Raw genomic sequence first — 18,361 nt, 5'->3', positions numbered from 1 at the left:
GGCGCTAATATTAAGCTTAATGGCAATACAGCTGTGGTTCAGGGTGTGGAAAAATTAACTGGTGCTCCGGTAATGGCAACGGATTTAAGAGCATCAGCAAGCTTGATTTTAGCTGGGTTAGTTGCAGAAGGTGAAACAGTGGTTGAGCGAATTTATCATGTTGATAGAGGTTATGAACGAATCGAAGAGAAATTATCTCTATTAGGCGCAGATATTAAGCGAGTTTCAGACCGGTGATTACAAGAGACGAATTAAGCCTTTATCTCCTGAATTTTTTGGATTGTTCTCAATTTCAGGATTACGCTCCTAATGGAATTCAGGTTGAAGGCAAAGACTGCATTAAACGTATTTGTACTGCGGTTAGTGCATCAGAAGAGGTGATTACTCAAGCCATTGAATGGCAGGCTGATGCACTATTGGTTCATCATGGATATTTTTGGAGAGGCGAGAATCCCGTGATCTCCGGGATGAAACGTCAGCGAATTGCCAAATTATTAAACCACAATGTGAATTTATTTGCTTATCATCTGCCCTTAGATTGCCATCCTGAATTAGGGAATAATGCCAGTTTGGCTAATTTATTATTAGTAGAATCCATTGCAATGCATAAGGTGAATCATACGGAGAATTTGCTTTGGTCTGGAAAACTACCTAAGGCAATGCCTGGTAAGCAGTTTTCTGAATTTTTGGAACAAAAATTAGGACGGCACCCTGTGCATATTCCTGGAAATGAAAATTTGATTCACTCGATAGCATGGTGCACAGGAGCTGCTCAAGATTTTATCGAAGAAGCATATAAGCTTGGTGTAGATGCCTACTTAAGCGGGGAAGTGTCTGAGCGAACATACTATCAAGCGATGGAGTTAGGTATTCAATATTTTTCCTGCGGTCATCATGCGACTGAGCGTTATGGGATTCAAGCTTTGGGTATTCATCTTGCCCATTATTTTGAGTTAGAGCATTTGTTTATAGATAGCCCTAATCCAATTTAAACGACTTTACCATCAACAATATGGATTATTCTATCTGCTGTAGCTGCAAAATCAACATCGTGCGTTACAATGACAACAGCTCGTGCATATTCATGAGCAAGCTCTTTTAGTATATTTTGCACATTCTTACTGGAAGCGGTATCAAGGTTTCCTGTAGGCTCATCTGCTAAGATTAATAAAGGATTATTAGCTAATGCTCTCGCAATAGCAACACGTTGGCTTTGTCCCCCTGATAGTTGTTTAGGTAATTTTGATAATTGATCTCCTAAACCGAAGCTAGCTAAAAGCTCAGCAGCACGACTTTTTATAGCACTGGAGCTTAATTTTCGTAAACGTTGCATAGGGAGCATCACATTCTCTAGTGCCGTAAATTCAGGTAATAAAAAATGGAATTGGAAAACATACCCAATTTGAATTAGCCTCGTAAAGGCTAGTTTTTCCTCTCCATAAGCAGATGTGTCTTCACCATTCAACCAAATTTTGCCTTTAGAAGGTTTATCAAGTAACCCTAACAAATAAAGTAATGAAGATTTACCAGAACCTGATGGTCCAGTAATCACTAAGAATTCTCCCTGTTTAATTTCGAGATTGATATCTTCTACTAAAGTGACAGGTACTTCGCCTGATAGCTGGCGGGAAAGATCTTTTGTTTTTATTATGATATTCTTCATACTCCCCCTCCTCGAAGAATATCAACAGGATGAACCAGAGCTGCCTTACGAGCAGGAAGAAGTGATGCTACGATTGAGGCTGTCATTGCAAAAGCTGTTGCGATGGTAAATTGTAAATAACCCCAATCAAGTGGCATATTAACAAACTCTGAACTACCTGGTGGTTTGAATCTCACTTGCATGAGGCTGTACATTAAACCACTCCCTAAAGGCAGTCCTAACAAGCATCCGACCACTCCAAGGAGAAATCCTTCAATAATGAAAATCAATAGAATATCACGTTGTTGAAAGCCTATGGATTTAAGAATGGCGATGTCTCGATGCTTTTCCATTACTACAGTTGAAATCACATTATAGATTCCAAATGCTGCGACGATTAAAACAGCGCTGACTACGCTATACATAATGATATTTCTTATGACGAGTGTACTAAGTAAATCTTCGGATTTTTCTTGCCAGGATATCGCTTGATAACCGATTTGTTGTTCGATTTGAGCAGCGATATCATAAGCTTGGTAAGGATTGGGTAATTTAATCATTATGTTGTTGGCACGGTTAGGTCGATTTAATAAGGCTTGTACTCGCTTGATATTAACAAAGGCCTGATTGGAGTCGAAATCTGAACGGCCTGTTCGAAAAATGCCAACAATTTTAAAAGTTCGCACCTGCCCAGAAGGTGCTGTGACTGTGACATTATCATCCATTGCAAGAGATAGTTTGCGCGCGAGTTCGCTTCCTAAAACAATACCATCGAGATTAATTATTAGGTTATCAATTGTCCCTGAAATGATGTAATTTTCAATAGTAGAAACTTTTTTTATCTCTTCGGGAACCATCCCATTCATAGTAATTGAGAAATCTTTCCCCGCATAAGTCACTATAGCTTGTCCAACTAGTACTGGCGAAATAATAATTCCAGAGATGGTATCTAATAAATTCTCTATTATTTGCTCATATCCGCGAATTCCTCGAATTTCGGTTAATGGTTTAACGCTACGGATTTCAATGGCACCATGTTTATATAATTGCTGAACAGGCTGGGGACGAGGATTGCGGTATTCATCGACAATGGTAATATGGGGAGAATTATCAACTAATCGTTTGATAAAATCCTTTTCGGATCCTTGCATCAATGATGAGATTGTTAAAAAAAATGCTACCCCTAACACAATACCCATCAAAGAAACCAAGCTTTGTCGTTTGCGGGCGAGTAAATGTTTTAAAGCAATCATTAAAAATAGTTTCATTATTCATCCTGTTTAACAAGAATGAAACGTACTTTTTGACCTTGCTCTAATTCGTTATTAGGCTGTAAGACAATAAGATCATTAACGCTAGCGCCTTTTAAAATCTCAACTTGCTTTAATCCTTTAGCGCCTACAGTCACTGTACTTTGAGTCAACTTACCATCTTCTACTCGCCAAATTGTATTTCCAATGACGCTACTGACTGGCAATAATAAGGCATTCTTTTTTTCATGGGCAATAATATTGATTTCTGCTGTCATACCGATTAATAGAGGATTATTTTTAGTGAAGTTGATCCGAACTCTATAACTTCGTGCAATAGGATCTCCTTTGGGCGTAATACTCTGCACTACACCATAAAAAATTTGGTTTGGAAATGCATCGGAGCGAATCAATACTTTTTGACCAGTTTTAACTTGCACGATATCTTCTTCATCTACTTCAGCTGTGATTCTTAAAGGAGCACAACAAGATAGCCAGAATACTGCTTGATTGGCGGAGATTAATTGACCTACTTCACCGTCACGTTTAATAATAAGGCCATCTGCTGGGGCAATAAGTCGTAAATAACTAATTTGGGCTTCGAGTCTATGTACCGCTGCACGAGCCGCTTGCCATTCAGACAATGTACGATCGTATTCATCCTTAGAAATGACTCCTTTACCAATTAACTTGGCATTCCGTTCGTATCTTATTTTTGTTAATTTTTCATGTTCTATTAGTTCTTTTAAGTTCTGCTGCAAATGTTCATCTTCAAGCTGGGCTAGTATTTGCCCCTTCACTACTCGTGATCCTTCATCAACATTCAACTGTATAAGTCGCGCTGAATTTTGCGCAGCAATCGGCATCATCACTGTTGGCTCAACGGTACCAGTAGCATAAACTGCTTGAACTGCATTGCCATAAATAGGATGTACTACTTTCACGGTGCCTATGAGCCATAGATTGCGAATTAACCATGCCACTGTTATTAAGACTAGAGCTACAATTAGTAAAGATAAATATTTTTTCATAAAAGACTAGCCTTTGATTTTAGGCATAGGTTCAAAAGTGATAAGAAACTTATGCTCTCCCTTTTAATTTTATAACATTGTTTAGTCGCTTTGAAAAATTATCTTTGAGAATGGCCTCTTATTTTTTCAGGATAGTCCCTGGGTATGGGAATCGGGTCGAAAAAAGATCATAGGCTCCATTTGCATTGAAGATAGATGTTTTTCGAGGCCGAGAAGGCTCAGAGGATAAAAAGATTTTCCTAAAAGCGGCCAAATCATCCTTGCGCCTCGATGGTGGGAATTCATGCCCACCATCGTTTTAAAAAAATCTTCTTGCTCTCTGAGCTTCAAGTTCATGTATTAATGATTAAATCATGTTTTTGCCTTGAATCTCTATTGAGTCTTCTGGCTGTCCTAAGCTAACATGTACAAATAATTGGTAAGGGATTGTTATAATGATCTATTTGAGAAATTTGCTAATTTTTATACTATTATTTTGTTCTTTTTGCGGCCACTTAGTCGCTTCAACCAAACAGAACTTGGCGTTTCGTAATTTTTGGCATCCTACTTACCTGGGACAACGCCTTGATTATTGTACTCTCGATGGAAAAGAGTGTGGCAAAGCGGTAGCAAATCGTTATTGTCAAATGTTAGGTTATGATTATTCAACACAAAACGTCATTGCCTATAATGTGGGGTTAACCAACTATTTAGGTGCCAGAGCCCAATGTAAAGGATGGCGTTGTAATGGTTTTATGACTATCGCTTGTGCTATTGGTTTAACACATAATCCTCCTAAACCTTATCATTATCGTGAGAAGCGATTTGCTGTACCCCGTTATAATGATTATCGCATCGATTGGTGTTTAGAACGTAATAAGGGTTGCGGTAGACAAGCAGCTAATTCGTTCTGTAGCCGTATGGGGTATATGCAAGCTAAGTATTTCATTAAGCAAACTCAAGTGAGTGCCACTAAAACCATCGGTAGCCAGGAATTGTGTTTTGGCAACCAATGTACCGCATTTAAGATGATTGTTTGTTACAGATAAATTAAAAATTCGCTGACTTAAAATCAAAGGCTATCGAATGCTGCCCCCCAGAGGGGATTTCTTGTTTTATTTTATGGCGGTTGTAATAAATTGGTGACAATTATTTGACAGTTATCTGCTATGTGTCCAATACTTTAAATTATACTATTCAAACTTAAGGATAGGTTATGAGAAGCAATGACAAGGTTTATATTATCGATGATAATGAAGATCGTTGTGCTAAGCTTCGTACTATTTTTGATTTTATAGACCAATCTTGCGAGGTGACTCAATATAATAAGTGGCAATTAATCAATAATCCTGACCCAAGTATAATAATGCTCGGAGCCAGTGTTTCTTTAGAGGAAACAATAGATGAGTTGAATTCTTTAGCTAGACGATTTCCCAAAATTCCAATATTAGTTATTGATGTGACATTGAATGCGACTCAATGTACTGAAAATAATGTAGTGGGTTGCTTATCATTTCCATTTAGCTACACAGAAATACTTGAATTACTGCATAGATGTCAAATTGCTAGAGAAGATGTTAAATTTTTTACAGTAGGTACTTATAAGACTCCTTTGTTTAGAAGTTTGGTTGGGAATAGTGATGGCATTCGTCAGGTCCGGAAATTAATAGAGCAAGTTGCCGATACGGAAGCTAGTGTGTTGATTTTAGGGGAATCAGGGACAGGTAAGGAAGTGGTTGCTCGAAATATCCATTCTCTCTCATCCAGGGCAACCAAACCATTTATTCCTATTAACTGTGGTGCCATACCAGGTGAATTATTAGAGAGTGAATTATTTGGTCATGAAAAAGGAGCATTTACGGGCGCTATTACATCAAGACAAGGGCGCTTTGAATTAGCTAACGGTGGGACTCTATTTCTTGATGAAATAGGAGATATGCCATTGGCTATGCAAGTGAAACTATTGAGAGTTTTGCAAGAACGTTGTTTTGAAAGAGTAGGGTCAAATAAAAGCATTGAAGTTAATGTAAGAATTATCGCAGCTACGCATCGAAATTTAGAAGCTGCTATTAAAGAGGGCAAGTTCAGAGAAGACTTGTTCTATAGATTGAATGTCTTTCCAATTGAGATGCCTCCATTAAGAAATAGAAGTAGTGACTTGCCACTTCTCTTTAATGAATTGGTATCTCGAATTGAAGGAGAAGGCAAGCCCACAGTTCGATTAATGCCGGATGCTATGGGTGCTTTATGTCAATATCATTGGCCGGGTAATGTGAGAGAGCTGGCTAATTTAGTTGAGCGATTATCTATTCTTTTTCCAAATGGCATTGTCAGCAAAAATGATTTGCCTCGTAGATTTAGGGGAGAATACAAATCTTGTGTGGATTTAGAACCGTCTGGGGCTGAGCGCGAAACTTTATTACAAATAATAAAGCAGGAGTCTGTTTCCAATGCTGAGGGTATTGATTTGAAAGAGCATCTGGTAAAAACAGAGTTGGCCTTGATTAGTCAGGCTTTGGATGAGTCGGACTGGGTTGTTGCTCATGCCGCCAGTTATCTCAATATGAGAAGAACAACTTTGGTTGAGAAAATGAGAAAATACGGCCTTACTCGTCCTGATCGGGCGGAACGGTAGGCACACTTACATATTGTTCAAGGATTGTAAAAGTTTACGTTCAAAATTAGGCGCTGTGCATTCCGATAATAGAATAGTTTAACACGTGGATAAGTACTGCATACAAATTAGAGTATGTCAGTACTTATACTTTAATTCTCACCGGGCCCTTTATCAGTGTCTTGAGTACTTTTTTCAGCTTTTTGTTCTGCTTTAGCCTCAGTTGGTTTATTTTCAGTTTTCAGTTCTTCAGTTGTTTCTGGCTGGGCTCTTTTTTGTTTATAGTCCTGAATTATTTCATGGACGCTGTCTTTAATCCCTCTAAACAATTTTGCCGTCATTGAAGTTAATTCATTCAGATCGGGTAACTTCGATTTGAAATCACTCATGCCTTACTCCTCAGAAAAATTATTATTCTATAATTATATACCTAGATATGATTTTTTTGTGAGTTCTAGAATATTCTAGAATGTGACACTTGCATAGAGTCATAACAGAGTGCTAGAGCAGTGAAGGCTTTAAATAGATACTGAATTCATATTCTTTTAATAGATAATAGGGTAGGTTGGCTCTAAGCAAATAGAGAATCCGACCTACACTACTAAATGTAAATTCTTTAAATCCAGGGATGAATAAGACGCATTGCAGGCTTAAGTACTTTACTTATGATGGGTAATTTTGCGTGGACAGTTAATTTATAAGCATTAAAATCGTTCATTTTTTCTATTAAATATTCGTCGCTTGTTATCAATTTATCAACCAGCTTAAGTTCAAAAGCATCTTTGGCTATCCAATGTTCCCCAGTTGCTACTTTGTCAATATTAAGTTGATTCCGATTATTGAGAACATATTCTCTGAAAGCAGAGTGTATTTTCTCTAGATCCTCTTGAAATTTTTTCCTCCCTTTTTCAGTATTTTCTGCAAAAAGCGTCAAGGTGCGTTTGTATTCTCCGGCAGTTAAAAGCTCTACATCGATATTGTTTTTCTTGAGCCAGCGATGAAAATTGGGGATTTGGGCAACTACACCTATAGAACCAATTATTGCAAAAGGGGCCGCAATTATTTTATTGGCAACACAAGCCATTAAATATCCGCCACTGGCAGCCATTTTATCTATGCTAATGGTTAGCGGAATATTTTTATCTCGGATGCGTTGTAATTGTGCGGCAGCAAGACCGTAACCATTGACTGATCCGCCAGGACTTTCTAATCTTAACAAGACTTCATCTTCAGGTTTTGCAACACTAAGAACGGACGTGACTTCTTCTCTTAGTTGCTCTACTTGTGTTGCTTTAATATCACCACTGAAATCAAGAACATAGAGAACAGGTTTTGATGTTTTTGTTTTTTTCTTTTTTCTCGCTTTTTTCCCCAAGATCTCTTTGTTCATTAAAGAGCTCATATGATCATATTCTTCATTAAGCGAAGTGATTTCCAGTTTAGGTTTGGATTTACGACCTATAGAAAATACACCAGCAAGAAGAACGAGTAAAGCAATAACAAGCGTTATACATTTCAAAAGAAACATACCATATTCACTAAGGAATTCCATAATAAACCTTCGCAAAAAATAAGAAATAAAACAGATTATGGCGTTCCTCAAGTGACTTCGCAAGCACAAAATTAAATAACTATAACGAAGTCATTGGGGATTTCTTATAGGTGCTGTTATAGTAGAGCAGATTTTAAAACTAAATGAATGTGTCTTATGCTTGATGTGATTGAGCTTGATTTTGATTACTACGATCAGCCATTGTTGCGGAAAATTTCTTTGCATCTGCTTGCCGGCGATTTATTGCATTTAAAAGGGGCTAATGGAGCAGGGAAAACTACTTTGCTAAAATTAATTTCTGGCTTGCTGAAGCCAGAAAAAGGAGAGATCCATTTTGAGGGTGAGTCTATTCATAAAGATCTTGCTTCTTATCAAAAAAAAATATGTTTTGTGGGGCATAAATCAGGCATTAATCCCTTTCTTACTCTAAAAGAAAATTGTTTCTTTGACGTGCATTTTCCTGCTGACGGATTAAGTATTGTAAGCTTATGTTCATTATTCCATTTGGAACATCATTTAGATTATCCTTGTGGATTATTGTCATCAGGGCAGAAGAGACAAGTTGCTTTATTAAGGTTATGGATGACGCAGGCCAAATTGTGGTTATTGGATGAGCCTTTGGTTGCCCTCGATGCATTCGCTCTTGCTACTCTTATGTCCAAAATTAAGGAGCATCGAGCGAGAGGCGGAGCAGTATTACTTACTTCCCATCAAGATTTGCCATTAAGCAAAGCGGATTATGGGGAGTATTATCTATGAATTTCGCATTGCTATTATTGGTCAGGCAGTTTAGACGTGAAATCTTGATTCAAGTACGCCAAATCAGATATTTGGTAAATTCCTGTTTGTTTTTTTTAATGTTGTTATTCATCTTCCCTCTGACTATAAGACCAGAATTAGGGTTGATGCGTATGATTGCTCCTGGATTAATATGGATGGCAATTTTGCTTTCTATGCTTCTTTCTTCGGAGCGGTTGTTTCAGCAAGATTATGAACAAGGGGTTATTGAACAATGGTTAGTTTCAGGACAACCATTAAACCTCATTATAACCGCAAAAATTTTAGCGCACTGGTTGGTGTCTGTAGCTCCTTTATTAATCTTGTCTCCTTTAATAGCTCTATTGTATTCATTTAGCATTTCAGAAACTGGTGTCTTACTAGTTAGTTTGATTTGTGGCACTCCTGCCGTATTATTCTTATGCGCACTGGCAGCTGCATTCGGAGTAGGAGTTAATCAACGTGGCGCTTTGATGGCATTGATTTTATTACCTTTAACTTTACCCATACTGATATTTGGAAGTGGAACCTTGAGTGTTGGTATGCAAGGATTGCCAGTCAGTGGCTATCTGGCTTTATTATTGGCTATGTCATTACTGACTATTGGTTTTCTGCCATATGCAATTGCCGGAGTGATCCGTATTAGTCATGTAGATTAAACTCTTTTGCAATTCTATAGATGTGATTTATTCTATCTGTGAGAACCGTATAACAAAAAGGGTTACTACAAAAATTCTTCACACCCTAAATTTTTATCTTCTGCAAGTTTACCGGTAAACTTAAGTTATCACGAGATTGCATGAGATCGGCTGTTCTTACTTCATCAAGGCGGATTATAGCTGCCAAATCAATAGGAATATAGCTTGGCACTAGTCTCTGGCAGCCTATGGCCATTCCTCTTATCCCATACTGCAAATTATTGGCGATCCCGAATGACGAGCCGCGTGTTAGTGCAATATCAAAACCAAGGCCAAAATGAGCTGATTTCAGGGGGAACCAAGAATCATCAGCGCGTGTATTAAAATTGAAAAATGCCAAAATTCGCGGTAATGTTTCCTCATTAAATTGGGGGAGTGGGTCAAAAGAGCGGTCTGCCCTGCAATATTCTTGCGCCACATGAGCTGGAATATCTCGCTGAGCTTTACCTATGCCCATCCATGCCTCCAGTATTGCATCCCAGTAATTATCGGTGCCATACAACTCCTCATATACATCAATAGATTTCTGTAATGCTGTTTTAAGGGGGGCGAAGTCAAAATGAACGCTGCAATGCTCTTTGCCATGTTGTTGGTAGGTTAGTCCTGTACGCTCCATGTCATCGATGCGCTCTAAGAGATAAGCTTTCGTTTCTTCATCCATACGTCGCTCTAACATGCGGCACATATGGGTATCTTTGGCCCAATAGGCGTATTCATAAGCAGTGCAATGAAAGGTCCGGCCGGAATAATCTGTGAAGAGACCAGGAGTTCTGATTAACATTTGTGCATGGGTTTCCGAAGCCCTCAATAAGGCTTCGGCTTTCTCTTGTCTTCCTTTGGCCACATCATGCAAAAATAAGTACAAATGGAGAGCAGGGGAAGTGCGGCGCAATTCTTCTTGGACAGGTTCAGGTAGTTTTTCTAATTGGTCGTTGTTAATTCTTGCCAGCAGGGCTTCAGGTTTTATTTCTAGTTCACCAGCAATCCATTTGTTTTCATGTTGTATTTCGGTTGAGTGTATTGCAAAATTTTTGCGAGCTTGAGCAAAGTAATTTTGATTGGGTAAGGTGGGTTCTACTATTTCTGCGAAATTGACACAAATAGCCCCTTGATGGGTGACAAATTTCGCAATTTTTCCTGTGGCTTCCATATCCAAAATCATAAAGTCATCCATATGAGGATTTTCTTTGGTGGCCGTCACCGTGTAGTAGGTTCGTTCAAATTTTTGTTTCACTGCTGTAATATCCTCTGTGTTTAAAAAGCGGGATAATTTGAATTCCTTTGTCTGGATATTACAAAAATAACAAAGCTCTTCTTCTAGGTTATCACCTTTGCTCAATGCCATAGAAACAGTGTCCACCAATTGTTTACTTAAAGCAGGAGAAGCATCTAATACCTTACCAAAGTTTTCAGCGCTGAGGTTTTTTGCTTTACAGTAAACGTTCAGGTTGGCTAAAAAAAACTGGGTGAGTATTGATAATTGTTCGGTCCTCTCTTCAATCGCATTCCTCTTCTCGGAGGGTGATAGATTTTCTGAAATATTGCCAACACTGTAAAAAGGAGGAGTTTGGATATTTTCCCACATATTAGGTGCACAAGCCCCCAATAGAGCATCGATATAATCTTGGGATGTCGCATTGCCTTCAAAGCCCATAATGGTATCCATCGCTTCTTTCGTCACTGGTTTACTATCAGTGCCTTGGGTAAAGTCAATGGATAATCCAAACAATGCAGCACATTGCTCTTTTAAAACGCGTTGAATGTCTGCAAAGGCAGGCAATCCAGGTAAGGCTTCTAATACAGCATTGGTCAAGCGTGTTCGTGGATCAGGGATACTTATCTCAATGTCAGGAAACAGCGCATACATAGCATTATATAATGCAGACAGTGGATTGCCTTGTGCATCATTACTTCGTTCTATAGTAAATGTGGGATTAACCACATTGGATTGAATATCCTGGTCATGGGGTCTTAATTGGATACTGTATAAATTAGAAGGTCTTTCAATAAAGGCTGCCATCGCCTCACGATAGCTGTATTGCATGGCCGAAACAGCTTCGATATAGATCTCTATTTGAGCTAAACGAGCTTCTTTGAGCACCCGCTGAGGATTGTCTTGCTCAAGCAAGGCAATATCAAATTCCAATGCTTTTTTATAGATAGCCAGTTCTCGACGCACTCCGCCATCAAAAAATTTTTTTAATACTGCTGTGGCCTTGCAGGTATTGTCTGTAGAAATTTCTTGTCCACCCACGACAGGCACCAGCAGATGAACTTGATTCGTCTCCGGAGTGATATGGATATATCTTGGTGACACAGGTTCTTTAAATGGAATGTGCATCATGTTCTCGCCTAGTTATTAGCTGGGATGATTATATTATTATTGTTAATCATAACAATCCCACATTCTGATATTTTATTATGTTGATTAGGCAAAGGTTCTACAATCTATTAGGTAATTAAGACAAACAGATGCTTTAAATCACACCCTTGTATGATTGTATGAACTATATTTTGTGATTATTTTGAAGCATGGTAAAATCCTTCTTTTTTTGATTTTATTGTTTCCTATGTGGAAGATTTTATATCAGTTAGCTTCACCCAAAAATTTTTATACTTGTGTTGGGCGTATTACTCCTTGGTTGGCAATTAGTGCTTTGCTTGTCTTAGGTGTTGGGATAGTTTGGGGATTAGTATTTGCTCCACCTGACTATCAGCAAGGAGAAGCTTACAGAATCATATACGTACATGTTCCTAGTGCTTTTTTATCGATGACATTGTATGCTTGGATGGGTTTTTTAGCCATATTGTTGTTGGTTTGGCGAATTAAAATGGCAGGTTTATTGCTTAATTTGGTGGCCCAAGTAGGTGCCTGTATGGCTTTTCTTGCTTTAGTGACTGGCAGCATTTGGGGCAAACCTATGTGGGGAGCCTGGTGGGTGTGGGATGCTCGTTTGACCTCAGAATTAGTGCTTTTATTGCTTTATTTAGCAATATTGGCTACCTACCAAGCAGTAAAAAATAAAGAGGATGGCGATAAAATAATAGCTATTCTGTCTCTGGTTGGGTTGATTGATTTACCAATTATTCATTATTCCGTTTATTGGTGGAATACGCTACACCAGGGAGCTACTTTATCTGTTTTTGCCAAGCCCAAAATTGCTCCCAGTATGCTATATCCTTTACTCATTACCCTGCTTGGTTTTTTCCTATATTCTATATGGATTATTCTGGAAAAAGCGCGAAACGAAGTATTGCTGAGAGAACGAAAACAATCGTGGGTTAAGATTCAGTTTGAAGGAGAGCCCGATGAATCAATTTTTTGAATGGTTAGCCATGGGTGGCTATTCCATATATGTTTGGCCTGCATATGGTTTGGTTTGTGTAGTTTTGGTTATGAATATTTTAGGAATCAAATGGCAAAGAATTCGTACGCGCAGGAAATTACAACGTTGGTTTAAGAGATAGATTTAATGACTCCCGTAAGACGACGCAAGTTATTTATCCTATTATTCGCCCTGTCTATTTTATCTGTGGTAGCCGCTCTCGTTTTATATGCATTAAGACAAAATATTAGCTTGTTTTATACTCCAACACAGGTTGTTTCAGGAGGAGCTCCGGTAAAACATTTAATTCGTGTAGGCGGAATGGTTGAAGAAAACAGTATAGTGCGATCAAAAAGAGGATTAAAAGTTCAGTTTAAAATAACTGATTTTGAAAATACTATTGTTGTTACCTACTCAGGCATACTTCCCGATTTGTTTAGGGAAGGTCAGGGCATTGTTGCAGAAGGAGAGGTGATAGATAACCATCATTTTAGTGCAGTGCAAGTTTTGGCAAAACATGATGCCAACTATATGCCCCCTGAGGTTAAGGCTGCTTTAGCTAATAAGGTGAAGAAATGATTGCAGAGTTGGGGCTGTTCTCTTTAATTTTAGCTTTGGTCGCTTCTTGTATGTTGGCCTTGATTCCTTTGGCAGGTTTGCAATTCAAGCGCCCTGATTGGATTGAGGCTGCGAAAAATTATGTGATATTGCAATTTTTATTTGTGGCTTGCGCTTATATATGCTTGATGATTTGTTTTCTTACCGATGATTTTTCAGTGATATACGTATTGAATAACTCCAGTTTGTTGTTGCCATGGTTTTATAAATTCTGCGCTGTTTGGGGTGGGCATGAAGGCTCTATGCTGCTTTGGGTTGCTATCCTTAGCTTTTGGATGATTTTAGTTGGCTTTTTTAGCTCCAGCTTAGATAAAGAAATGCGCGCTCGTGTTTTGGTGGTTTTGGGCTGGTTAAGCATAGGTTTCATTCTTTTCCTCTTAACGACTTCTAACCCTTTCTTACGTCAATTTCAATTTCTGGATACCCAAGGCCGTGATTTAAATCCATTACTACAGGATCCTGGTTTTCTGTTTCATCCTCCCATGCTGTATATGGGGTATGTTGGTTTTTCTGTGGCTTTTGCTTTTGCCATTGCTGCCCTATGGCAGGTAAGGTAGAAACAACCTGGTCTAAATGGACTAGGCCATGGACTTTGGCTGCTTGGTGTTGCCTAACGGCCGGAATTACTTTGGGGAGCTGGTGGGCATATAGAGAATTAGGCTGGGGAGGCTGGTGGTTTTGGGATCCTGTAGAGAATGCTTCTTTTATGCCTTGGCTGGTAGGTACTGCATTATTGCATTCTTTGGCGGTTACTGAACAGCGTCAACAATTTAAAGCATGGACCATGCTGCTTGCTATCGCCTCGTTTTCGCTAAGCTTAATTGGTACTTTTCTAGTTCGTTCCGGGGTTTTAACTTCGGTCCATGCTTTTGCAGTTGATCCCCAGCGCGGATTGTACATTCTGGGATTCTTATTAGTTGTTATTGGCGGCTCATTAATGCTGTTTCTTTTTAGGGCTCAAGCCTTGCAAACCAACAGTAGCCCACATCCATTGTCCAGGGAAAGTGCATTGTTGTTAAATAATGTGTTTTTAGTCGTTATTATGTTGACGGTATTAATGGGCACGGTTTATCCATTATTGGTAGAAGGATTGGGACTTGGGAAATTGTCTGTTGGAGCGCCGTATTTTAATGCTGTTTTTGTTCCTTTAATGATCCCTATGTTGTTGTTGATGGGGTTAAGCATCCATTTAAAATGGCATAGCGACCGATGGCGAGATGTATTGAATAGATTGAATGGAGTTTTCTTACTCAGTCTGGTTCTACCTTTTATTTTATTATTTTGTACTGCTAGCGAAATGAATTTTTCTGCATTACTAGGTTTAACATTGGGATGCTGGGTTCTTTTGAGTACATTCTATGCCGCCTACAGAAAAATTAAAGAAAGAGGTATCACAGGAATTACACAAGCTTACTGGGGAATGCTGTTGGCCCATTGCGGCGTTGCAGCAACAGTGATTGGCATTGCTGTTTCTACTGCTTATGGAGTACAAGATGATGTTCGGATGTCTCCGGGTACACAAATTAATTTGGTGGGATATAACATCAGTTTTCTCAAACAAACTCCCTTACAGGGGCCAAACTACAAGGGAACTAAAGCCGAGTTTTCAATAACATATCAAGACAAAATCAAACTGATATTTCCTGAAAAAAGGTTGTATATCATTGGACAAATGGCAATGACTGAGTCGGCGATTGATGTTACTCCTTTTCGTGATATTTATGTCGCTTTGGGGGAACCGCTGTCTGATGATGCCTGGTCAGTTCGTCTTTATTACAAACCTTTAATACGCTGGATATGGGCCGGCGGTTTTATGATTTTAGCGGGTGGTGTTCTGGCCTTAACTGATAGAAGGTATTACCAAAAAAGAAAAGTACCAGTTATTGTGCAGGGGATAAGAATATGAAGAAAATAGGATGGCGGGTCATTCCTATAGTAATTTTTTGCTTGCTCAGTGTTTTCCTTTGGAGGGGATTGTCGTTGGATCCGCATCATTTACCGTCTGTACAAATTGGAAAATCATTACCAGATTTTACTTTGCCGCAATTACAAGATCCTAATTCCACTTTCAGCACAAAAAACCTTCACAATCAAGTGATATTACTCAATGTCTGGGCTAGTTGGTGCGAAGCTTGTGTTGAAGAGCAAATATTTATGTTGCAATTGGCTCGAGAAGGTGTCCCTATCTATGGATTAAATTATAAAGACAAGTCCTCGGATGCTTTGCAATGGTTGGATCAATGGGGGAACCCGTATAAACTGATAGGTCAGGATTTAGAAGGAAAGGTTGCTATTGATTTAGGTGTGTATGGGGCGCCCGAAACTTTCGTGATTGATAAAAAAGGGGTAATTCGCTACCGATATGTAGGGGTGATGACTCAGGAAATTTGGTTAAATGATATTTTGCCTTTGATGAACAATTTGGAGAAATCTTGATGAAAGTATCCATTGTAGGAATAGTATTACTTATTTTGGTGCCTATGGCGTTTGCTAATAGCTTGTATCCACTGGATTCAATTCAAAAAGAGGCCCAATTCAATTATCTGTTAAAAGATTTACGTTGCCTGGTTTGTCAAAATCAAGATTTGGCTGATTCAAATGCCGAATTGGCCAAAGACTTGCGTTGGCAGGTTTATCAATTAGTGAAAGAGGGAAAAAGTGATGTTGAGATAAGAGATTATCTTACTTCTCGTTATGGTGATTTTATACTTTTTAAGCCACCCATTAAAAGCGTTACCCTATTACTATGGTATGGCCCTTTTTTATTTTTATTATTGGGGTTTTTAATTTTTTGGCGGACTTGTTTTAAGCGAAATTCTCATGAATGAATGGTGGCTTGTTATCCTATTATTTATTGTAACTATTTTTGCATGTACTGTAATTATTTATCCGTTGAGGCGTAGTGGGGCAATTAAATTCTTGCTGGTCCCTCTTATTTTTATAATGTCTTTTACAGGATATTATTTTTGGGGAGGTTTTGCTCAGTGGCAGGAGTATCTACAGCGAAATGACGCTCAGGAATTGGCTCAGTCCATGCTCAAATCCATTAAAAGCCCGCAAGAATTAATCGATAAATTAAAAACGAAATTAGATGCTCATCCTGAGAGCGCTAAAGGTTGGTATTTGTTAGGCAGGTTATATACTAGTCAGAATGATATACCAAATGCTTCTCTTGCTTTCGCCAAAGCTCATCAGATTCAGCCAGAAGATGAACAATTTGCAGTGCATTATGCCCATAGTTCATGGCAATTAAATAATCAGCAGTTTAATTCGGATGTTTTGGATATTTTTCATAGGTTATTAAAAAATAATCCAAATCAGCCTGATGCTTTGGCTATGCTTGCTATGCATGCTTTCTTAAGTCATGATTATGAGGCTGCAATAAATTATTGGGAAAGGTTACTAAAATTAGCACCAGCACAGTCTGATGAAGCAGTAGCGATCCGTAAGGCCATTGCAAAGGCTCAAGAGCAACTTCATTTAGGGGGAGAACAAAGTGGCAGATAAAGTGTACCAAATTGTGGAATTAGTTGGGACTTCTCAGGAAGGAGTTGAAAAAGCCATTGATAATGCAATCAAGCAAGCAAATAAAATGCATGGGAAATTGGATTGGTTTGAAGTGGTACAAACACGAGGCTTTATTGATGATAATAAAGTGAAATATTATCAAGTGCATTTAAAAGTAGGTTGTAATATGTAAGATTGTTACATTCAATTAAATGATGGTTCTAAAGTATAGTACATAATTAAAGGTGTAAAATATGAAAAAATTACTATCTATTTCAGTTATTACTCTAGTGATTAGTGGGTGCGCAGCAATCCCTGCGGATCCACAATCAGATCGTGTTATTGCAAGCCCCAATCCAGCACCTAAAGGCTGTAAATACGTAGGTCAAGTTGTAGGCAATCAAGGTAATTTCTTCACGGGTGGATTTACTTCCAATCGCAATTTGGAGGAAGGAGCTATGAACGATCTTAAGAATAAAGCAAGCAAAAAGGGAGCAAACTATATTCAATTAGTAACGACTAGAGCTGGCGTTACAGGCTCTATGAGCGGTACATTGGATCATAGTGGCGGTTATATGAGTGGGGGGTCGCAGCAAACCAATGTGACTAACCTTGGTAATGCTTATATTTGCCCGCCAAAAGCAATCGGATTAGAGTAAGATTTCTTCAAAATCTGGAGGGTGATTGTCAACACACCCTGTTCTTATAGAAATGTTCCCGCGTTATGTTGCGTGATAGCATTGGCGCCAATCTAAGGGGAGGCACGTGTCATTGTGTAGTCGCGGGAGGTAAGAAGTGAGCAATTACTTTAATTCTTGGAAATATAAGGATTATCCTTGATGTAAAATCTTAGCAATTCGTTAGCCCATTCTTTGGCATAATGAACTCCAATCCTGGGTTTTTCTACAATAGTAAAGACGGTTTGAATTTTTGGGTCAGCAATATAAAAATTATCGCTTAGCAGATCATGATGATTCAGTTTAGAATCTATTTGCATGGCCTTGGATAATAATCCAGGTCCTTGAGTTCTATGTTGAATATTTTTAATCGGTTCTAAGGCACGGATTAACACAGCAGAACCGATTCCTTCCTTTTCCGTCACAACATTCGTGCAAAAATACATACCGTAAATTAGATAGATATAGGCATATCCTGCTGGTCCAAACATGACTTTGGTTCTTTTCGTTAGACCTTTAGACGAATGACAAGCTAAATCGTGTTGTCCAAGATATGCTTCAACCTCTACAATTCTGCCTATCCGTTCTTCAAAGCCATTGTGATGGACTAAATATTTACCTAAAAGCTCTTTTGCGACAACAACAGTATCACGTTCATAAAACGATCTTGATAATTTATACATGGTTAAA

Annotated in this window: 20 protein-coding genes and 2 pseudogenes; 15 read left to right on the top strand and 7 right to left on the bottom strand. The window is 38.5% G+C overall.

Going from position 1 to position 18,361, the window contains the following annotated elements; all coding sequences use genetic code 11:
• Positions 1-237, top strand: a pseudogene (locus OK13_RS07640) (UDP-N-acetylglucosamine 1-carboxyvinyltransferase); the annotation flags it as partial.
• Positions 234-992 carry a Nif3-like dinuclear metal center hexameric protein gene (locus OK13_RS07635; protein ID WP_081964896.1) on the top strand — a complete coding sequence of 253 codons (759 nt, stop codon included), beginning with the start codon at positions 234-236 and terminating at the stop codon, positions 990-992. The pseudogene OK13_RS07640 and the gene OK13_RS07635, both read left to right, overlap by 4 nt.
• Here the strand turns inward: OK13_RS07635 and OK13_RS07630 are convergent.
• From OK13_RS07630 to OK13_RS07620, 3 genes are read right to left on the bottom strand one after another with little or no spacing between them, the layout of a single operon-like run.
• Positions 989-1,663, bottom strand: coding sequence for an ABC transporter ATP-binding protein (locus OK13_RS07630; protein WP_035889606.1), 675 nt, complete (start codon positions 1,661-1,663; stop codon positions 989-991). The two genes, OK13_RS07635 and OK13_RS07630, sit on opposite strands and share 4 nt — an antisense overlap.
• The gene (locus OK13_RS07625; protein ID WP_035889600.1) at positions 1,660-2,910 is read right to left on the bottom strand and encodes an ABC transporter permease; all 1,251 of its coding nucleotides are present in this window, start codon (positions 2,908-2,910) and stop codon (positions 1,660-1,662) included. Before OK13_RS07625 ends, OK13_RS07630 begins: the two co-directional genes overlap by 4 nt.
• Positions 2,910-3,923, bottom strand: a complete 1,014-nt coding sequence (locus OK13_RS07620; RefSeq protein ID WP_035889594.1) for an efflux RND transporter periplasmic adaptor subunit — start codon at positions 3,921-3,923, stop codon at positions 2,910-2,912. The genes OK13_RS07625 and OK13_RS07620 overlap by 1 nt, the downstream gene beginning before the upstream one ends.
• 434 nt (positions 3,924-4,357) lie before the next feature.
• Here OK13_RS07620 and OK13_RS07610 point away from each other — a divergent pair, with 434 nt between their 5' ends.
• Together OK13_RS07610 and OK13_RS07605 are read left to right on the top strand one after the other, a co-directional pair.
• On the top strand, positions 4,358-4,951 hold the full coding sequence (locus tag OK13_RS07610; RefSeq protein WP_035889584.1) for a hypothetical protein: 594 nt from the start codon (positions 4,358-4,360) through the stop codon (positions 4,949-4,951).
• 167 nt (positions 4,952-5,118) lie between these two features.
• Positions 5,119-6,537 (top strand): sigma-54 dependent transcriptional regulator, encoded by a 1,419-nt coding sequence (locus tag OK13_RS07605; protein WP_035889582.1) that lies wholly within the window; start codon positions 5,119-5,121, stop codon positions 6,535-6,537.
• Between the two features lie 131 nt (positions 6,538-6,668).
• Here the strand turns inward: OK13_RS07605 and OK13_RS07600 are convergent, their stop codons facing one another.
• Together OK13_RS07600 and sohB are read right to left on the bottom strand one after the other, a co-directional pair.
• Positions 6,669-6,905, bottom strand: a complete 237-nt coding sequence (locus OK13_RS07600; protein ID WP_035889580.1) for a hypothetical protein — start codon at positions 6,903-6,905, stop codon at positions 6,669-6,671.
• A 227-nt stretch (positions 6,906-7,132) separates the two neighbouring features.
• Entirely contained in the window at positions 7,133-8,068 is a 936-nt protein-coding gene (gene sohB / locus OK13_RS07595) for a protease SohB (RefSeq protein ID WP_035889578.1), read from the bottom strand.
• Positions 8,069-8,224: 156 nt separating this feature from the next.
• Between sohB and ccmA the strand changes: the two genes are divergently transcribed.
• Together ccmA and ccmB are read left to right on the top strand one after the other, a co-directional pair.
• Positions 8,225-8,827 carry a heme ABC exporter ATP-binding protein CcmA gene (gene ccmA / locus OK13_RS07590; RefSeq protein WP_035889576.1) on the top strand — a complete coding sequence of 201 codons (603 nt, stop codon included), beginning with the start codon at positions 8,225-8,227 and terminating at the stop codon, positions 8,825-8,827.
• On the top strand, positions 8,824-9,504 hold the full coding sequence (gene ccmB, locus OK13_RS07585) for a heme exporter protein CcmB (protein ID WP_035889574.1): 681 nt from the start codon (positions 8,824-8,826) through the stop codon (positions 9,502-9,504). Before ccmA ends, ccmB begins: the two co-directional genes overlap by 4 nt.
• A gap of 85 nt (positions 9,505-9,589) precedes the next feature.
• Here ccmB and OK13_RS07580 read toward each other — a convergent pair whose 3' ends face one another.
• Entirely contained in the window at positions 9,590-11,887 is a 2,298-nt protein-coding gene (locus OK13_RS07580; protein WP_241480472.1) for a hypothetical protein, read from the bottom strand.
• A gap of 226 nt (positions 11,888-12,113) precedes the next feature.
• On the opposite strand from OK13_RS07580, the gene ccmC reads away from it, so the two are divergent.
• The 9 genes and pseudogenes from ccmC (at position 12,114) to OK13_RS07535 (ending at position 17,653) form a co-directional block, all read left to right on the top strand.
• Positions 12,114-12,869 carry a heme ABC transporter permease CcmC gene (gene ccmC, locus OK13_RS07575; protein WP_035889614.1) on the top strand — a complete coding sequence of 252 codons (756 nt, stop codon included), beginning with the start codon at positions 12,114-12,116 and terminating at the stop codon, positions 12,867-12,869.
• Positions 12,853-13,011 (top strand): heme exporter protein CcmD, encoded by a 159-nt coding sequence (gene ccmD / locus OK13_RS07570; protein WP_035889572.1) that lies wholly within the window; start codon positions 12,853-12,855, stop codon positions 13,009-13,011. The genes ccmC and ccmD overlap by 17 nt, the downstream gene beginning before the upstream one ends.
• 5 nt (positions 13,012-13,016) lie before the next feature.
• Entirely contained in the window at positions 13,017-13,448 is a 432-nt protein-coding gene (gene ccmE / locus OK13_RS07565; protein WP_035889570.1) for a cytochrome c maturation protein CcmE, read from the top strand.
• Positions 13,445-15,393: pseudogene (locus OK13_RS07560) on the top strand (heme lyase CcmF/NrfE family subunit). Before ccmE ends, OK13_RS07560 begins: the two are co-directional and overlap by 4 nt.
• Positions 15,390-15,923, top strand: a complete 534-nt coding sequence (locus OK13_RS07555; RefSeq protein ID WP_035889563.1) for a DsbE family thiol:disulfide interchange protein — start codon at positions 15,390-15,392, stop codon at positions 15,921-15,923. The pseudogene OK13_RS07560 and the gene OK13_RS07555 overlap by 4 nt, the downstream one beginning before the upstream one ends.
• On the top strand, positions 15,923-16,315 hold the full coding sequence (locus tag OK13_RS07550) for a cytochrome c-type biogenesis protein (RefSeq protein ID WP_035889557.1): 393 nt from the start codon (positions 15,923-15,925) through the stop codon (positions 16,313-16,315). Before OK13_RS07555 ends, OK13_RS07550 begins: the two co-directional genes overlap by 1 nt.
• Positions 16,308-16,994, top strand: coding sequence for a tetratricopeptide repeat protein (locus OK13_RS07545; protein WP_035889551.1), 687 nt, complete (start codon positions 16,308-16,310; stop codon positions 16,992-16,994). The genes OK13_RS07550 and OK13_RS07545 overlap by 8 nt, the downstream gene beginning before the upstream one ends.
• Positions 16,984-17,187 carry a dodecin gene (locus tag OK13_RS07540; protein WP_035889545.1) on the top strand — a complete coding sequence of 68 codons (204 nt, stop codon included), beginning with the start codon at positions 16,984-16,986 and terminating at the stop codon, positions 17,185-17,187. The genes OK13_RS07545 and OK13_RS07540 overlap by 11 nt, the downstream gene beginning before the upstream one ends.
• Before the next feature lie 61 nt (positions 17,188-17,248).
• Complete coding sequence (locus OK13_RS07535; protein WP_035889538.1) at positions 17,249-17,653, top strand: DUF4156 domain-containing protein; 405 nt, start codon at positions 17,249-17,251, stop codon at positions 17,651-17,653.
• 149 nt (positions 17,654-17,802) lie between these two features.
• On the opposite strand, the gene OK13_RS07530 is transcribed toward OK13_RS07535, so the two are convergent.
• Positions 17,803-18,354 carry a DNA-3-methyladenine glycosylase gene (locus tag OK13_RS07530; protein WP_035889529.1) on the bottom strand — a complete coding sequence of 184 codons (552 nt, stop codon included), beginning with the start codon at positions 18,352-18,354 and terminating at the stop codon, positions 17,803-17,805.
• Positions 18,355-18,361 lie beyond the last annotated feature (7 nt).

This window comes from Legionella norrlandica (assembly GCF_000770585.1).
In the GTDB taxonomy this organism is placed as follows: domain Bacteria; phylum Pseudomonadota; class Gammaproteobacteria; order Legionellales; family Legionellaceae; genus Legionella; species Legionella norrlandica.
The sequence above is the reverse complement of the archived record's forward strand: the minus strand, read 5'-3'. Positions and strand labels throughout refer to the sequence as shown.

What these genes read in the sequence shown, in the direction of transcription:
- OK13_RS07630 (WP_035889606.1), bottom strand. Translation starts at nt 1,663, where the DNA reads ATGAAGAATATCATAATAAAAACAAAAGATCTTTCCCGCCAGCTATCA.
- OK13_RS07625 (WP_035889600.1), bottom strand. Translation starts at nt 2,910, where the DNA reads ATGAAACTATTTTTAATGATTGCTTTAAAACATTTACTCGCCCGCAAA.
- OK13_RS07620 (WP_035889594.1), bottom strand. Translation starts at nt 3,923, where the DNA reads ATGAAAAAATATTTATCTTTACTAATTGTAGCTCTAGTCTTAATAACA.
- OK13_RS07610 (WP_035889584.1), top strand. Translation starts at nt 4,358, where the DNA reads ATGATCTATTTGAGAAATTTGCTAATTTTTATACTATTATTTTGTTCT.
- OK13_RS07605 (WP_035889582.1), top strand. Translation starts at nt 5,119, where the DNA reads ATGAGAAGCAATGACAAGGTTTATATTATCGATGATAATGAAGATCGT.
- OK13_RS07600 (WP_035889580.1), bottom strand. Translation starts at nt 6,905, where the DNA reads ATGAGTGATTTCAAATCGAAGTTACCCGATCTGAATGAATTAACTTCA.
- sohB (WP_035889578.1), bottom strand. Translation starts at nt 8,068, where the DNA reads ATGGAATTCCTTAGTGAATATGGTATGTTTCTTTTGAAATGTATAACG.
- ccmA (WP_035889576.1), top strand. Translation starts at nt 8,225, where the DNA reads ATGCTTGATGTGATTGAGCTTGATTTTGATTACTACGATCAGCCATTG.
- ccmB (WP_035889574.1), top strand. Translation starts at nt 8,824, where the DNA reads ATGAATTTCGCATTGCTATTATTGGTCAGGCAGTTTAGACGTGAAATC.
- OK13_RS07580 (WP_241480472.1), bottom strand. Translation starts at nt 11,887, where the DNA reads ATGATGCACATTCCATTTAAAGAACCTGTGTCACCAAGATATATCCAT.
- ccmC (WP_035889614.1), top strand. Translation starts at nt 12,114, where the DNA reads ATGTGGAAGATTTTATATCAGTTAGCTTCACCCAAAAATTTTTATACT.
- ccmD (WP_035889572.1), top strand. Translation starts at nt 12,853, where the DNA reads ATGAATCAATTTTTTGAATGGTTAGCCATGGGTGGCTATTCCATATAT.
- ccmE (WP_035889570.1), top strand. Translation starts at nt 13,017, where the DNA reads ATGACTCCCGTAAGACGACGCAAGTTATTTATCCTATTATTCGCCCTG.
- OK13_RS07555 (WP_035889563.1), top strand. Translation starts at nt 15,390, where the DNA reads ATGAAGAAAATAGGATGGCGGGTCATTCCTATAGTAATTTTTTGCTTG.
- OK13_RS07550 (WP_035889557.1), top strand. Translation starts at nt 15,923, where the DNA reads ATGAAAGTATCCATTGTAGGAATAGTATTACTTATTTTGGTGCCTATG.
- OK13_RS07545 (WP_035889551.1), top strand. Translation starts at nt 16,308, where the DNA reads ATGAATGAATGGTGGCTTGTTATCCTATTATTTATTGTAACTATTTTT.
- OK13_RS07535 (WP_035889538.1), top strand. Translation starts at nt 17,249, where the DNA reads ATGAAAAAATTACTATCTATTTCAGTTATTACTCTAGTGATTAGTGGG.
- OK13_RS07530 (WP_035889529.1), bottom strand. Translation starts at nt 18,354, where the DNA reads ATGTATAAATTATCAAGATCGTTTTATGAACGTGATACTGTTGTTGTC.